This is a genomic window from Streptomyces pactum, from assembly GCF_016031615.1.
Lineage (GTDB): Bacteria > Actinomycetota > Actinomycetes > Streptomycetales > Streptomycetaceae > Streptomyces > Streptomyces pactus.
This window is the reverse complement of sequence record NZ_JACYXC010000001.1, coordinates 4,828,676-4,843,147: the sequence shown is the minus strand read 5'-3', so window position 1 is coordinate 4,843,147 and position 14,472 is coordinate 4,828,676. Positions and strand designations below refer to the sequence as shown.

At 74.4% G+C, this 14,472-nt stretch carries 8 protein-coding genes and 2 pseudogenes; 2 read left to right on the top strand and 8 right to left on the bottom strand.

What is annotated here, in order from left to right; translation table 11 throughout:
• Positions 1-244: 244 nt before the first annotated feature.
• The 5 genes and pseudogenes from IHE55_RS18995 to IHE55_RS18975 form a co-directional block, all read right to left on the bottom strand.
• Positions 245-1,549 (bottom strand): annotated as a pseudogene (locus IHE55_RS18995) (TadA family conjugal transfer-associated ATPase); the annotation flags it as partial.
• A gap of 300 nt (positions 1,550-1,849) precedes the next feature.
• A pseudogene (locus IHE55_RS32335) lies at positions 1,850-1,963 on the bottom strand (TadE/TadG family type IV pilus assembly protein); the annotation flags it as partial.
• Positions 1,964-2,171: 208 nt separating this feature from the next.
• Positions 2,172-3,920, bottom strand: coding sequence for a CpaE/TadZ family protein (locus tag IHE55_RS18985; protein ID WP_197990109.1), 1,749 nt, complete (start codon positions 3,918-3,920; stop codon positions 2,172-2,174).
• Positions 3,917-4,636: a Flp pilus assembly protein CpaB gene (cpaB, locus tag IHE55_RS18980; protein WP_197990108.1), complete on the bottom strand. Its 720-nt coding sequence runs from the start codon at positions 4,634-4,636 to the stop codon at positions 3,917-3,919. The genes IHE55_RS18985 and cpaB overlap by 4 nt, the downstream gene beginning before the upstream one ends.
• Before the next feature lie 31 nt (positions 4,637-4,667).
• Complete coding sequence (locus IHE55_RS18975; RefSeq protein ID WP_197990107.1) at positions 4,668-5,567, bottom strand: zinc ribbon domain-containing protein; 900 nt, start codon at positions 5,565-5,567, stop codon at positions 4,668-4,670.
• A gap of 530 nt (positions 5,568-6,097) precedes the next feature.
• Between IHE55_RS18975 and IHE55_RS18970 the strand changes: the two genes are divergently transcribed.
• Positions 6,098-7,816: a chitinase gene (locus IHE55_RS18970; RefSeq protein WP_197990106.1), complete on the top strand. Its 1,719-nt coding sequence runs from the start codon at positions 6,098-6,100 to the stop codon at positions 7,814-7,816.
• A gap of 310 nt (positions 7,817-8,126) precedes the next feature.
• Here IHE55_RS18970 and IHE55_RS18965 read toward each other — a convergent pair whose 3' ends face one another.
• Positions 8,127-9,620 carry an Nramp family divalent metal transporter gene (locus IHE55_RS18965; protein ID WP_197990105.1) on the bottom strand — a complete coding sequence of 498 codons (1,494 nt, stop codon included), beginning with the start codon at positions 9,618-9,620 and terminating at the stop codon, positions 8,127-8,129.
• A gap of 255 nt (positions 9,621-9,875) precedes the next feature.
• Here IHE55_RS18965 and IHE55_RS18960 point away from each other — a divergent pair, with 255 nt between their 5' ends.
• Positions 9,876-11,222 (top strand): M14 family metallopeptidase, encoded by a 1,347-nt coding sequence (locus tag IHE55_RS18960; protein WP_197992107.1) that lies wholly within the window; start codon positions 9,876-9,878, stop codon positions 11,220-11,222.
• A 235-nt stretch (positions 11,223-11,457) separates the two neighbouring features.
• Here IHE55_RS18960 and IHE55_RS18955 read toward each other — a convergent pair whose 3' ends face one another.
• The gene (locus IHE55_RS18955) at positions 11,458-12,825 is read right to left on the bottom strand and encodes an FAD-binding oxidoreductase (RefSeq protein ID WP_197990104.1); all 1,368 of its coding nucleotides are present in this window, start codon (positions 12,823-12,825) and stop codon (positions 11,458-11,460) included.
• Positions 12,826-13,268: 443 nt separating this feature from the next.
• Positions 13,269-14,414 (bottom strand): 4-hydroxyphenylpyruvate dioxygenase, encoded by a 1,146-nt coding sequence (gene hppD / locus IHE55_RS18950; protein WP_197990103.1) that lies wholly within the window; start codon positions 14,412-14,414, stop codon positions 13,269-13,271.
• Between the last annotated feature and the right edge of the window lie 58 nt (positions 14,415-14,472).

Below are 14,472 nucleotides of genomic sequence, written 5' to 3'. Positions count from 1 at the left end.
GGTCCACCAGCGCCCGGTGCCGGGCACGGCCGGAGAGGTAGGTGTGCGCCCCGGCCACGGCGAGCGCGCCGCACAGCACGGTGCCGCCCAGGGTGAGCAGGGCGAGGTCAGCCATGGTGGCCTCCGGTGGCCCGGCCGGCACCGCCGTACCGCTCCCCCGGGGCGCCGCCCGCCCCCGCCGTACGCCCCCGGCCGGCCCCGCGCCGCCCGTACCGCCGTACGCCCCGGGGGCAGTGGTCCCGGGGGCCGCCGTCCCGAAGGCCGCCGGCACCGGTTCGTCGGCCAGCCGGAGCCGTTCGGTGGCCCGGCCGGGCAGCGGGAAGTGGGCGAACCGGCCGCGCACCACCCGGTCGGCACCCATCGGCAGGGCGTCGAAGCGGCAGACGGTGGTGATCCGGTACTCCTCGTGGCCGTGGCTGTCCAGCAGTGCGATCTCGCTGACCCGGCGCGAGCCGTCGGCGTACCGGGCGAGCTGGACGATGCAGTCCACGGCGCTGTTGATCTGGTCGCGCAGCGCCTCGTACGGGATGGCCACCTCCGACATGGACGCCAGCGTCTGCAGCCGCATCAGGGCGTCCTCGGCGCTGTTGGCGTGCACCGTGGCCAGCGACCCGTCGTGGCCGGTGGACATGGCCTGGAGCATGTCCAGGGTCTCGCCGCCGCGCACCTCGCCGACGATGATCCGGTCGGGGCGCATCCGCAGCGAGTTGCGGACCAGGTCGCGGATGGTGATCCGGCCCTTGCCCTCGACGTTGGGCGGCCGGGACTCCAGCCGGATCACGTGGGACTGCTGGAGCTGGAGTTCCGCGGCGTCCTCGACGGTGATGATGCGCTCGCCGTCCGGGATGAGCCCGGAGAGCGCGTTGAGCAGCGTGGTCTTGCCGGAGCCGGTGGGTCCGGACACCACCACGTTGAACTTCGCCCGCACCAGCGCGGCGAGCAGCAGCAGCATGTGCTCGTCCAGGGTGCCCATGCCGATCAGTTCGCGGAGGGTGTAGACGCGGGGGAAGCGGCGGATGGTGAGGGTGGGGCCGGTGAGGGCGAGCGGCGGGATGATGACGTTGACGCGTTCGCCGCTGGGCAGCCGGGCGTCCACCATCGGATGGGACTCGTCCACGCGGCGGTTGACGGTGGAGACGATGCGTTCGATGGTCTGCATCAGCTGTTCCTCGGAGGCGAACCGCACCGGCACCGGCTCCACCCGGCCGGCGCGCTCCACGAAGATCTGGTCCGGGCCGTTGACCATGATCTCGGTGATGGAGGCGTCCTCCAGCAGGGGTTCCAGGACGCCCAGGCCCAGCGCCTCGTCCACCACCCGGCGGATGAGCCGGTCCCGTTCGGCGGTGGAGAGCACCGGTCCCTCGCGGCTGATGATGTGGCCGAGCACCCGCTCCAGGCGCGACCGGCGCTCCGCGGCGGTGAGCGAGGACATCTCCGCGAGGTCGATCTCCTCCAGGAGCCGGGTCCGGTAGACGGTGACCAGGTGGCCGTCCTCGCCGCGCCGGTCGTCGGGGGTGCCGGCGGCGGCCAGCCGGGAACGCAGGCTCATCGGGCACCTCCGCTCCCGGCCGCGGCCGCGGACCGGGCCGGGCCGCCCGGGGACCGGGGGCGGCAGGGGGGTGACGGGGGTGTCCCGGGTGCGCGGCATGGTGGCGGTGCGCTCGGCGGTGCCGAAGCTCACCCCGGGGATGACCGAGGGGATCTCGATCCGCGCGGTGGCCCGGACCTCGCCGCCGGTGTCGCTGACGGAGATGGTGGTCCCGTCGGCGAGCCAGCCGCTGACCGCCGCCCGCCCGGCCTGCGCCGGGCCGGCCACCGGGTCGTCCAGGGCGGCGGTCCGGGCCGCGGCGCGCGCGGCGGTGCCGGCCTGCTGCGCGGTGTACGCGCCGATGCCCAGCTGGATCGCGCCGAGCGCGACGGCCAGCAGCAGCGGCAGGAACCCGAGGAACTCGATCGACGCCATGCCCCGGTCCCGGCGGCGCCCCCGGTCGCAGCGCGCCCGGCCGCGCGGGACGCGCCCGCACGGCGTCCGGCGTCCTGCCACGCCGCCCCGCGGCACGGGGCCGCACAGCCGGTGGCCGCCCGGCGCCCGGCGCCACAGCACGCGGTCGCACAGCGCCCGGTCACGGCGGTCCGGGCCCGGGGCCGGCGGGTGGTGTCCGGTGCTCATCTCAGGTCTCCTCCGCCGCCGCGCCCGCGGTGCCGGTCACCGTCCAGGGGAGGTGGGCCGCGCCGGGGAAGACCGCCGGCACCCGGACCCGGACCGTGGCCCGCCACAGCGCGCCGTCCCGGCCGCAGTCCACGGTGGTGTTCTCCCGCCAGGCCGCGGGCAGTTCCTCCAGCGCCGCCGCCGCGCAGGCCGCGGCACCCCCGCCGCCGCGGGCCGCCGCGCCGGCCCGCGCCCCCCGGTCCGCCGAGTCGCCGGCCAGGGAGTAGGTGTAGCCGGTCAGGACGCACTGCCAGAGCACCACCAGCACCCCGAGCACCATCGGCAGCACGCCGAGGAACTCCACGGTCACCTGTCCCCGGTCGTCGCGGGCGCCCCCGTCACCGCGCGGGCCGCGCTCGCCGCGGCGGCGGCCGAAGCGGCCGGAGGGCACCCGGGTGAGGGCCCCCGGGCCGGTGCCGTCCGGGCCGGGCGGTGGGGTGCCGTCGCCGCCGGACTCCGCCGGACCGGCCGTTATGGCACGGCGGCGGCGCAGGCCGGGCAGGGCGCGGGCGGAGGTCCCGCCGCCGCGGTGCTCCCCGCCGTCCGCGGCGACGGTGACCAGGCCCAGCTCCCCGGCCAGCGCCCACAGCGCGCGGCGCACCGCGGACCGGGGGTCCAGTTCGTGCATCCGGCCGGAGTCCACGGCCGGCTGCAGTTCCTTGTAGCCCGCCGGGACGGTGGTCCGGGCGGCACGGGTGCCGGTGGCCCGTGCCACCAGCCGGGGCTGGATCTCGGCGGCGCGGGTGTGCCGGTTGACCACGGTGAGGGTGTCCTCGGCCTTGCGGACGCGGAGCCGGTCCCACAGCCGCACCACGCGCTTGGCGGCCCGTACCGCGACCACGTCCGGGGTGGTGACCAGCAGGGCGGTGTCGGCGGCCTCGACGGCCGCGGCGCCGGCGGAGGTGAGGTGGGTGCCGCAGTCCACCACCACGACCTCGAAGCGGGACCGCAGGGCGCTCAGGATGTGCCGGGCGGCGGTGTCGGTGACCTCCTCGCCGCGCTCCCCGTCGGCGGGGGCCAGCAGCAGGCCGAGCCCGGTGCGGTGGGTGAACACCGCCTCCTGGAGCACCCGCGGGGTGATGTCGGTGATCTGCGCCAGGTCGGCGATGGAGCGCCGGAACTGCACGTCGAGGTAGGAGGCGACGTCACCGGACTGCAGGTCGAGGTCCACCAGGGCCACCTCGCGCCCGGCGGCCGCCGCGGCGAGGGCCAGCTGCACCGCCGTGACGGTGGTCCCCACCCCGCCCTTGGCGCCGGTGACCGCGACCAGGGTGCCGCCGGGCCCGGGCGGCGGGGCCTGCCCGCCGCCGAGGTGGCGGCGCACGCCGGTGGCCCACCGGGCGGCGGCGCGCACCCGGGCGGCCAGTTCGTCGCCGGCCGGCGGCAGCCCGGCGACGCCGCGGGCGCCGGAGTCCATCGCCGCCGCGTACAGGGCGGGTCCGGCGTCGGCGGTCAGCAGCACCACGCCGACCGCGGGGAAGCGGAGCGCCACCTCGCGGATGAGTTCCAGGGCGGGGGTGGGCCCGATGTCCTCGTGGACCAGCACCACCTCCGGCAGGTCCGCGGCCGGCAGCCCGCCGAGGGTGTCCAGCAGCCGGGCCGAGTCGCCGGCCCGGGGCAGGGGTTCGGCGTCCGGGAGCCGGCCGAGCAGCCCGTCCAGCACCCGCGCCGCCTCCGGGTCGCCGACGGCCGCGAGGACCCTGATCGTCACCGGTCCGCCTCCTGGGTGTCGCCGTCGAGGGTGTACGTACGCTCGTCCGGGGCGACGGCGGTGTCCCCGCCGGGGGCGACCAGTGCGAGCCGCACATGGGTCGCGAAGGACTCGGCGTAGGCGACGCGCTGGGCGTCCGGGGTGGTCAGGGCGAAGGTGATGGGCACCGCCTCACCGGGCCGCCGGTCGTCGTCGGCGTCCGGTTCCAGGGCGGTGAGCCTGCCGACGTCGATGACGCGGGCGCCGGCCACGATCAGCTGGGAGACCGCGGGTTCACCCTCCCGGGTGCCCTCGAAGGTGGCGTAGATGTTGACGGCGGCCCCCGGGGTGATCTTGCCGGCCACCCCGGTGGCGGCGTCGATCATGATGGCGATCTCCTGCTCCCCGGGCCGCAGGGCCGGCCGGTCCACGATCATGTCGGTCTGGAGCAGCGAGCCCTTGCGCAGCGGGGTGACGGCGATCTTGCCGCGGATGCCGGCGAGGTCGGTGACCGCGGTCTCCGGGAGCCACCGCTCCGGCATCGAGACCTTCTCGAACTCGCCCTCGCCGAGCGCCCGGTACGCGGGTATGTCCGCCTTGAGCTTGTACGCGGTGGTCTCCGGGCCGACCTTGGACTCCACGTCGTCGATGACCGCGAGCACCCCGGCGAACGCGCCGAGGGCGCACAGGCCGGACAGGATCAGCAGGATGACGCCGCGTCGCTGGCGAACATTCATGGGACGGAGAACCTCGTTCGAAGGGCGGGACTCAGGGGCGGCGGGTCAGGGCGGGGCGGGCGGTGGCGGGGAGGGCGCCGAGCGGGCCGCCGCCGTCCCGCGGCACCGGGGCGGAGCAGAACGCGCAGCGGTCGCCGAGCAGGTCCTGCCCGCACCAGTGGCACCCGGTCCGGCGTACCGAGGTGACCAGCTGGTAGAGCACGGACAGGTCGCCGATCGCGGCGGTGAACTCGGTCAGCCGGCCGGTGCCCCACCAGCGCGCCGATTGCGCGGGCAGCGGGACCTCCTGGACGCCGCTGGTCCGCCACTGGGCGGCGAGGGTTCCGGTGACCCAGTCGGTGCCGCGGGGGTGCTGGTCGGGGTGGCTGTGCGCGACGGTGAGTTCGGTGGGGTAGCCGGGGGCGGGCAGGGTGTCCTCCCCGCCGCCGATCCGGACCAGCTTCGGGGTGGGGTGGGCGAGCACGCCGAACTGGGCACCGGGCAGCCACGACGAGACGTGCGAGGTGAGCCCGACCGGCACCCGGTCCAGCCGCGCGACGCTGTTCAGCCGGGCCCCGGCGTGCAGATAGTGCGTCAGCAGCCGTGCGGCGCAGGCCAGTACGCCGGGGCTGAGGTCGCACACCGTCAGTCGGCGCAGCTGACGGGCGAGCACCGCGACGGCGAGCGGCGGCAGTTCCAGCGGCAGCAGGGCGATCCGGTCGCTCTCCAGCAGCGCGCGAACGGTGTGCAGGCGCTGCGCGACGGCGGGCGGGTCGGCGGCGGGGTGGAGCACCACGAGGTGACCCTGCCGGTCCAGCAGGGCGGCGGTCTCGGCGAGCGCGGTCTCCAGGGGCTGCTCGTCCGGGGGCGGGAGCACCACGGCCGGCGGGGTCTGCCCGTCGGTCGGCGGGAGGACCAGCTCGCGGCTGGTGACGGCTATCGCGGTGGGCACTCGGCTACCCCGTTCACTTCGGCGCCGGGCGGCTCGGCGACCGCAGGTCTTCTCTTCCGCCCCGGTGTCCCTCGGCCGCCTCCCGGGGGTTCCGCGGGCGCGGCCGGGCGGTTCCCCCGGTGGTTCAGCACCTTATCCACCAATGCCGCGCGAGAGAACAGTTCCCCTCCCGTCACGGAGCGTGTGTGCGCGACGTCTTGACAACGGCATTGGTCTGGACCACCTTGTACGCCCAGACGGCCACCGCCGGCGGAACACTCCCCACGCACCTCCCGCACCTGTCTGAACTTCCCCGCACCTGCCCGTACTTCACCGTGCCCGCCGGCACTTCCCCGCACCTCCACGGCCGTCCCCTGCCCGGATTTCCCCGGGCACCCCGTCCCCGCCCCACCCACGTCCCGCCCCGCCCCACGCCCCCGCCCCCCCGTCCGCCGGCCCGGGCTCCTCCCCGGACACCGGACTCCCCCGCTCCCCGGCACCCCTCCCCACGCACCGCTTCACTCCCACCCCACTTCCCCACGGAGGCAGACATGCACCGTGCACCACGCGCCCTGGGCGCCGGCCGCCGCCGGCGCGGGCGCTCCCTGTCCCGCGCGGCGTCCGCGGCCGTCTCGGCGGCCCTGGCGACGACCGGCCTGGTGGCCCTGGGCGGGTCGGCCGCCGCGGCCGACACCAACCTGGCCCGCAACCCCGGCTTCGAGACCGGCCTGGACGGCTGGACGTGTTCCGGCGGCAGCGGCACCACCGTCAGCAGCCCGGTGCACAGCGGCACGTCGGCCCTGAAGGCCACCCCGGCCGGCACCGACCAGGCGCTGTGCTCGCAGACCGTCTCCGTCCAGCCGAACTCGGACTACAAGCTCAGCGGCTGGGTGCAGGGCTCCTACATCTACCTCGGCGCCAAGGGCACCGGGACCACCGACGTCTCCACCTGGACCTCCTCCGCGAACGACTGGCGGCAGCTGACCACCCAGTTCCGCACCGGCCCGAACACCACCTCGGTGACGGTCTACACGCACGGCTGGTACGGCCAGCCGGCCTACCACGCCGACGACATCTCGCTGACCGGACCGGGCGGGCCCCAGCTGCCGGTGCCGGCCACCCCCTCCGGCCTGCGGACCGGCACCGCCACGTCCACCTCCATCGACCTGTCGTGGAGCCCGGTCACCGGTGCGACCGGCTACCACGTCTACCGCGACGGGACCCGGGTGCAGTCCGTCTCCGGGGCCTCCGCGACGGTCACCGGGCTGACCCCGGCGACCTCGTACCAGTTCCAGGTCTCCGCGGTGAACTCCGCCGGTGAGTCGCCCAAGTCGGCGGCGGTCACCGGCCGCACCGCCGAGGGGCCGGGCGGCGGCCAGCCGCACCCGGTGCCCAAGCACGCGGTCACCGGTTACTGGCAGAACTTCAACAACGGCGCCACGGTGCAGAAGATCAGCGACGTGCCGTCGAACTACGACATCATCGCGGTCGCCTTCGCCGACGCCACCGGCACGCCCGGCGCCGTCACCTTCAACCTGGACACGGCCGGGCTGAACGGCTACACCGTCGACCAGTTCAAGGCCGACATCAAGGCCAAGCAGGCGGCCGGCAAGTCGGTCATCATCTCGGTCGGCGGCGAGAAGGGCAGCGTGGCGGTGAACAGCTCCGCCGCCGCCAACGCCTTCGCCAACAGCATCCACGCGCTGATGCAGGAGTACGGCTTCGACGGGGTGGACATCGACCTGGAGAACGGGCTGAACTCCACCTACATGACGCAGGCGCTGCGCTCCCTGTCGCAGAAGGCTCCGGGCCTGGTGATCACCATGGCGCCGCAGACCATCGACATGCAGTCCACCTCGAACGAGTACTTCAAGACGGCGCTGAACATCAAGGACATCCTCACCGTCGTCAACATGCAGTACTACAACAGCGGCTCGATGCTGGGCTGTGACGGCAAGGTGTACTCGCAGGGCACGGTGGACTTCCTCACCGCGCTCGCCTGCATCCAGCTCGAAGGCGGCCTGGACCCCTCGCAGGTCGGGCTGGGCCTGCCCGCCTCCACCCGCGGCGCGGGCGGCGGGTACGTCTCCCCCACCGTGGTGAACAACGCCCTGGACTGCCTGGCCCGGGGCACCAACTGCGGCACCTTCAAGCCGGCCAAGACCTACCCGTCGATCCGCGGCGCGATGACCTGGTCCACCAACTGGGACGCGCTGAGCGGCAACGCCTGGTCGAACGTGGTCGGCCCGCACGTCCGCAACCTGCCGTAAACCCCTCGGGCACCCCGGCCCGGTGAGTGGTGCCGCCCCGGTGGGGCGGCACCACCGCCGTGTCCGGCGGGCCCGTCACCGCGGGCCCGCGGGCGGCGACCGCCGATCCGCGGACGGCAGCACCGCGCGCCGGCCGCGTCCGCCACCGCCCGGCCCCCTCGGACCACCGCCGGCACCGGCTTCCTCGTCCCCCGGTGCCGGCGGTTCGGCCGTTCCTGGCGGCTCCGGCGCACGGACGGCACGGGCGGTTTCCGCGTTCCGGGCCTGCTGCACGGCCCCGGCCGGCGGGCCGCGCCGGCGCCGTCCGGCGTCACCAGGGCAGGTCCCGCACCCGCTGCACGCAGAGCACCAGGAACAGCAGCCCGGCCGCCGCGAGCATCACGTTGCTCACCGGGCCGTTGCGCCAGGCGCGCGGGGTGCGGTCGGTGTTCAGCAGCCACAGCAGGGTGACGGCGAGGAACGGCATGAAGAACGCGCCGAGCACCCCGTACCCGATGACCAGGGCGAACGGCTGGTCGAGGAAGAGCAGCGAGATGGGCGGGAAGGTCAGCCAGAGCAGGTAGAGCCGGAACGGCCGGGACCGCTCGCGCGCCGCGACCGCCCGCGCCCCCCGTGCGGCGCGCCCGTCGCCCGCGACGGGCTCCGGACCCCCGTCGCCCCCACCGGGCGCCCGGCCCGCGCTCTCGGGGCTCACGTCCCCGGAGCCCGCGGCCGCCGCGGCCCCCGCGGCCCCGTCCTCCGTCCGGTGCTCGCCCTCCGGGCCGCCGGCCCCCGCGCCCGCGTCTGCCGCGCCGCGCCCGGACCCGCCGCCGCGGTAGTGGGCCACGAAGTCGGCGACCATCAGGCTCACCCCGTGCCACACCCCGATCAGCGAGGTGAAGGAGGTGGCGAAGAAGCCGACCAGGAAGAGGTCCGCGGTGGCCTCCCCGTAGCGCGCGGCGAGCACCTCACCCAGGTCGAGCAGCCCCTTGTCGCCCGAGGCGAGCGCGACCGAGGAGGAGTGCAGCAGCTCCGCGCCGACGACCAGCATCGCCACCACGAAGACCCCGGTGGTGAGGTAGGCGACCCGGTTGTCCAGCCGCATCACCCGCATCCAGCCGCTGTCGGTCCAGCCCTTGGCGTTCACCCAGTACCCGTACGCGGCCAGGGTGATGGTGCCGCCCACCCCGCCGACCAGACCCAGGGTGTACAGCAGCGAGCCGTCCGGCAGCGCCGGGGCCAGCCCCGCGAACGCCTCGTCCAGCCGCGGCCCGACGCGTACCGCGAGGTAGACGGTGACCGTGAACATCACGCCCACCAGCACCGTCATGACCTTCTCGAAGACCGCGTACCGGTTGAACCAGACGAACACCAGCCCGGTCAGCCCGGTGAGCACCGCCCACACCTTGAGGTCCATGACACCGGGGAAGAGCGCCGCCAGCGGCAGCGCGCTGGAGGACATCGCCGCCGCGCCGTAGACGAACCCCCACACCACCACGTAGACCGCGAAGTACCCGGTGGTCCAGGCGCCGAGGCTGCGCCAGCCCTCGAACAGGGTGCGCCCGGTGGCCAGGTGCCAGCGGCCGGCGGCCTCCGCGAGGGAGATCTTCACCAGGCACCCCAGCACCGCCGCCCACATCAGGGTGTAGCCGTACTCGCTCCCGGCGACCAGGGTCGCCACCAGGTCACCGGCACCGACCCCGGTCGCCGCCACCACGATGCCGGGGCCGATGTGCCGCCAGCCGCCGCGCCGGACGGGCGGCGGGGCACCGTCCGCCGCTGCCGCCGTGCCGTGCCGCCCGCTGTCCGGTCCGGTCCGCGTCATCTGCCGCCTCCAATGGGGAGAAGTGGTCGGCTTTGATGCCCCACGGGTACCGCACTTCCCCCCTCCCCCGCACCGGTGCCGGGCCGCACGGGCGGTCCCGGTCCCCGGGCCGGCCCGGCGGCGCCCGGAAGGCGGACGGAAGTTGGCGGATTCCGACCAACGGGCCCCCTTGACCGTGTCATGGGCATGGCCGAACACTGGGCTGTCGCTACGCACCTCACCCCCCAGGAGCACTTCACCCCCCAGGAGAAGTCCATGCGTCTTCGCATCCGCGGCAGAGGCGTGACCGCCCTTGCCGCCCTCCTCTCCCTCGCCCTGGCCGTGCCGATCGCCGCCCAGGCCGACGACTCCGGCGGATCCGGGCGCGCCGCCCCGGCCACCACCGCCGCCGAGGAGATCCCCCGCCAGTACGAGGTGGCCGGCCGCACCACCGTCGCCCAGCGCGGCACCATCGCGGCCACCGGCGTGTCCATCGACGAGGTGCACGACCGGTCCCTGGTGGTCACCGCCGACACCCGGCAGGCGCGGTCGCTGCGCGCCCTCGGGTACGAGCTGACCGCGCTGGCCGGCCCGCCGGACCGCAGCGGCGGCCGGAGCGTGACCCCGTACGACTTCCCGTCGGCCGACTCCCGCTACCACAACTACGCGGAGATGAACGCCGAGATCAACGCGGCGATCGCGCAGTACCCGAACATCATCAGCAAGCGGGTGATCGGCAAGTCGTACCAGGGTCGGGACATCATCGCGGTCAAGATCAGCGACAACGTGGCCACCGACGAGGCCGAGCCCGAGGTGCTCTTCACCCACCATCAGCACGCCCGCGAGCACCTGACCGTCGAGATGGCGCTGTACCTGATCCGGGAGTTCACCCAGGACTACGGGTCCGACTCCCGCGTCACCAACGCCGTCAACGGCCGGGAGATCTGGATCGTGCCGGACGTCAACCCGGACGGCGGGGAGTACGACATCGCCTCCGGCTCCTACCGCAGCTGGCGGAAGAACCGGCAGCCCAACTCCGGCTCGTCGTACGTGGGCACCGACCTGAACCGCAACTGGAACTACAAGTGGGCCTGCTGCGGCGGCTCCTCCGGCTCCACCAGCTCCGAGACCTACCGGGGCGCCTCGGCCGAGTCCGCCCCCGAGGTGAAGGTGGTCGCCGACTTCGTGCGCAGCCGGGTGGTCGGCGGCAAGCAGCAGATCCGGTCGGCGATCGACTTCCACACCTACTCCGAGCTGGTGCTCTGGCCGTACGGCTACACCACCGCGGACACCGCCCCGGGGCTGACCCAGGACGACCACAACGTGTTCTCCACCATCGGCCGCAAGATGGCGGCGACCAACGGCTACACCCCCGAGCAGTCCAGTGACCTGTACGTCACCGACGGCTCCATCGACGACTGGCTGTGGGGCAACCAGAAGATCTTCGCCTACACCTTCGAGATGTACCCGGGCTCGGCCGGCGGCGGCGGCTTCTACCCGCCCGACGAGGTCATCGAGCGGGAGACCGCCCGCAACCGGGAGGCGGTGCTGCAGCTTCTGGAGTACAGCGACTGCATGTACCGGGCCATCGGCAAGGAGTCCCAGTACTGCGCCAACGGCTGACCGGCCCGACGGCTGACGGCTGACGCCCGCCGGCGGGCGCCCGGACCGGTACCTCCCGGCCGGCGCCCGCCCCGCCCCGGCGCATCCCCGCCCCCGGCACCGGACCTCCGGTGCCGGGGGCGGGGGCCGTACGGGTCGGGAGTCGCACGGGGGTGGTCCGGGCCGGGGTGCCGCCGGACCCGGTCCGGTCGCACGGTCCGGAGCGTTCGGGCCGTACGCGGGCCGGCCGGTGGTGTCAGAACACCTTGCCCGGGTTGAGCAGGCCCAGCGGGTCGAAGACCTGCTTGATGCCGCGTTGCAGCTCCAGGGCGACCGGGCCCAGCTCCCGGGCCAGCCACTCCTTCTTCAGCACCCCCACCCCGTGCTCCCCGGTGATGGTGCCGCCCAGCTCCAGCCCCAGGGCCATGATCTCGTCGAACGACTCGCGGGCCCGGCGGGACTCGTCCGGGTCGGCGGCGTCGAAGCAGACCGTGGGGTGGGTGTTGCCGTCCCCGGCGTGCGCGACGACCCCGATGGTCAGCCGGTACTTGTCGGCGATGGCCGCGGTGCCGTCGATCATCTCGGCGAGCCGGGAGCGCGGTACGCACACGTCGTCGATCATCGTCGCGGAGGAGAGGGCCTCCAGCGCGGTGAGGGTCGTCCGGCGCGCCTTGAGCAGCATCTCGGACTCGGCGGCGTCGTCGGCCGGGACCACCTCGGTGGCGCCTGCCTCGGTGCACACGGTGGCCACGGCGGCCAGGTCGGCGGCCGGGTCGGGGGTGTCGAAGGCGGCGAGCAGCAGCGCCTCGGTGGACTCCGGCAGCCCCATCCCGGTCAGGTCGTTGACGGCCCGCACGCAGGTGCGGTCCATCAGCTCCAGCAGGGCGGGCGCGTGGCCGCGCTCCATGATGCGGCAGATCGCCTCGCAGGCGGCGGCCGAGGACGGGAACTCGGCGGCGAGCACCAGCTGTTCGGGGGGTGCGGGCCGCAGCGCCAGCACGGCCTTCACCACCACGCCGAGGCTGCCCTCGGAACCGACGAAGAGCCGGGTGAGGTCGTAACCGGCGACCCCCTTGGCGGTCCGGCGGCCGGTGCTCAGCAGCCGTCCGTCGGCGAGCACCACGTCCAGCCCCAGGACGTACTCCGCGGTGACGCCGTACTTCACGCAGCACAGCCCCCCGGAGGCGGTGCCGATGTTGCCGCCGATGGTGCACTGCTCCCAGCTGGACGGGTCCGGCGGGTAGTACAGGCCCTGCTCCAGCACCGCCCGGGAGAGCGTGGCGTTGACGACGCCCGGCTCCACCACCGCGATCCGGTCCACCGCGTTGATCTCCAGCACCCGGTCCATCTTCACCAGCGACAGCACGATGCAGCCGTCGGAGGCGTTGGCGGCGCCGGACAGCCCGGTGCGCGCGCCCTGCGGGACCACCGGGACGCGCAGCTCGGTCGCGGTCCGCATGACGTGCTGGACCTGTTCGACGGTGCGCGGCAGCACCACGGCGGCGGGCCGGCCGGCCGCGCAGAAACTCGCCATGTCCCGGGCGTAGGAGACGGTGACGTCGGGATCGGTGAGGACGGCCCCGGCGGGGAGACCGGCGCGGAGCGATGCGATCAGGTCGGCCATGGGACCAGCCTCGCACCCCCGGGACCGGCGGGGAAGGCCGGCGACGGGAGGCACGCCGGGCCGGTACGCCACCCGGCACACCGCGCCCCCGGGGGAGCCGGCCCGGCCGGGGTCCGGAGGCACGGCGTCCCGGCGCGCAGGCGCGGCGTCCCGTCTGGCCCGTCCCGGCCGCCGCTCCGGCCGGTGGTCCGGTCCGCGGTCCGGGCGGGCCCGGCACGCCGCGGGCCGGGACACGCCGCGGGCCGGGACACGCCGCGGGCCGGGACACGCCGCGGGCCGGGACACGCCGCGGGCCCGGCACGCCGCGCGGTGCGCGGGTGCCGGGCCCGGACGGGCTGCCGGTCGGTGGGCGGGCCGCCGGTCGGCGCCGGGCTGCCGGTCGGTGCCGGCCACCGGCCGGTGGACGCGCCTCCGGTCGGTGACGGGCCGCCGGAGGCGGGCGGTCAGAGGTTGCCGCGCTTCTCCTGCTCGCGCTCGATCGCCTCGAAGAGCGCCTTGAAGTTGCCCTTGCCGAAGCCCATCGAGCCGTGCCGCTCGATCATCTCGAAGAAGACCGTCGGCCGGTCCTGCACCGGCTTGGTGAAGATCTGCAGCAGGTAGCCGTCCTCGTCGCGGTCGGCGAGGATCTTCAGCTCGCGGAGGGTGTCGATCGGCACCCGGGTCTCACCGACCCACTCGCCGAGGGTGTCGTAATACGAGTCGGGGGTGTCCAGGAACTGCACACCGGCCGCGCGCATCGCCCGCACGGTGGCGACGATGTCGTTGGTGGCCAGCGCGATGTGCTGGACGCCGGGGCCGCCGTAGAACTCCAGGTACTCGTCGATCTGCGACTTCTTCTTGGCGATGGCCGGCTCGTTGAGCGGGAACTTCACCTTCCGGGTGCCGTCGGCGACCACCTTGGACATGAGCGCGGAGTACTCGGTGGCGATGTCGTCGCCCACGAACTCCTTCATGTTGGTGAAGCCCATGACCTTGTTGTAGAAGCCGACCCACTCGTCCATCTTGCCGAGCTCGACGTTGCCCACGCAGTGGTCGATGGCCTGGAAGAAACGCTTCTCCGGCGGCGCGACGATGGGGGCGGCGGCCACGAAGCCGGGCAGGTAGGGGCCGTCGTAGCCGCTGCGCTCCACCAGGGTGTGCCGGGTCTTGCCGTAGGTGGCGATGGCGGCGAGGACCACGGTGCCGTGCTCGTCCTTGACCTCGTACGGCTCCTCCAGGCCGGTGGCGCCGTGCTCGACCGCGTAGGCGTACGCGGCCCGCGCGTCCGGCACCTCGATGGCCAGGTCGACGACGCCGTCACCGTGCGCGGCGACGTGCTCCTCCAGGAAGCGTCCGCGGTCGGTGGTGGCCTTGATGACGGAGGTGAACACGAACCGGGCGTTGCCCGAGACGAGGACGTAGCTGGCCGTCTCACGGCTGCCGTTCTCCGGTCCGGAGTACGCGACCAGCTTCATGCCGAAGGCCGTGGAGTAGTAGTGGGCGGCCTGCTTGGCGTTGCCGACGGCGAAGACGACCGCGTCCATACCCTTCACCGGGAAGGGGTCGGCCTGCCGGGCGGTGTGGGGGGCCTGATCGATGGTCTCAGTCATGGCCGCAGGTTCCCGCTGTTCCGCAAGGTGCGCAATAGTTGTGGATTTCACTGCACAT

Excerpts from the sequence above, each read along its gene's own strand:
- cpaB (WP_197990108.1), bottom strand. The coding sequence starts at position 4,636 with ATGAATGTTCGCCAGCGACGCGGCGTCATCCTGCTGATCCTGTCCGGC.
- IHE55_RS18970 (WP_197990106.1), top strand. The coding sequence starts at position 6,098 with ATGCACCGTGCACCACGCGCCCTGGGCGCCGGCCGCCGCCGGCGCGGG.
- IHE55_RS18965 (WP_197990105.1), bottom strand. The coding sequence starts at position 9,620 with ATGACGCGGACCGGACCGGACAGCGGGCGGCACGGCACGGCGGCAGCG.
- IHE55_RS18960 (WP_197992107.1), top strand. The coding sequence starts at position 9,876 with ATGCGTCTTCGCATCCGCGGCAGAGGCGTGACCGCCCTTGCCGCCCTC.
- IHE55_RS18955 (WP_197990104.1), bottom strand. The coding sequence starts at position 12,825 with ATGGCCGACCTGATCGCATCGCTCCGCGCCGGTCTCCCCGCCGGGGCC.
- hppD (WP_197990103.1), bottom strand. The coding sequence starts at position 14,414 with ATGACTGAGACCATCGATCAGGCCCCCCACACCGCCCGGCAGGCCGAC.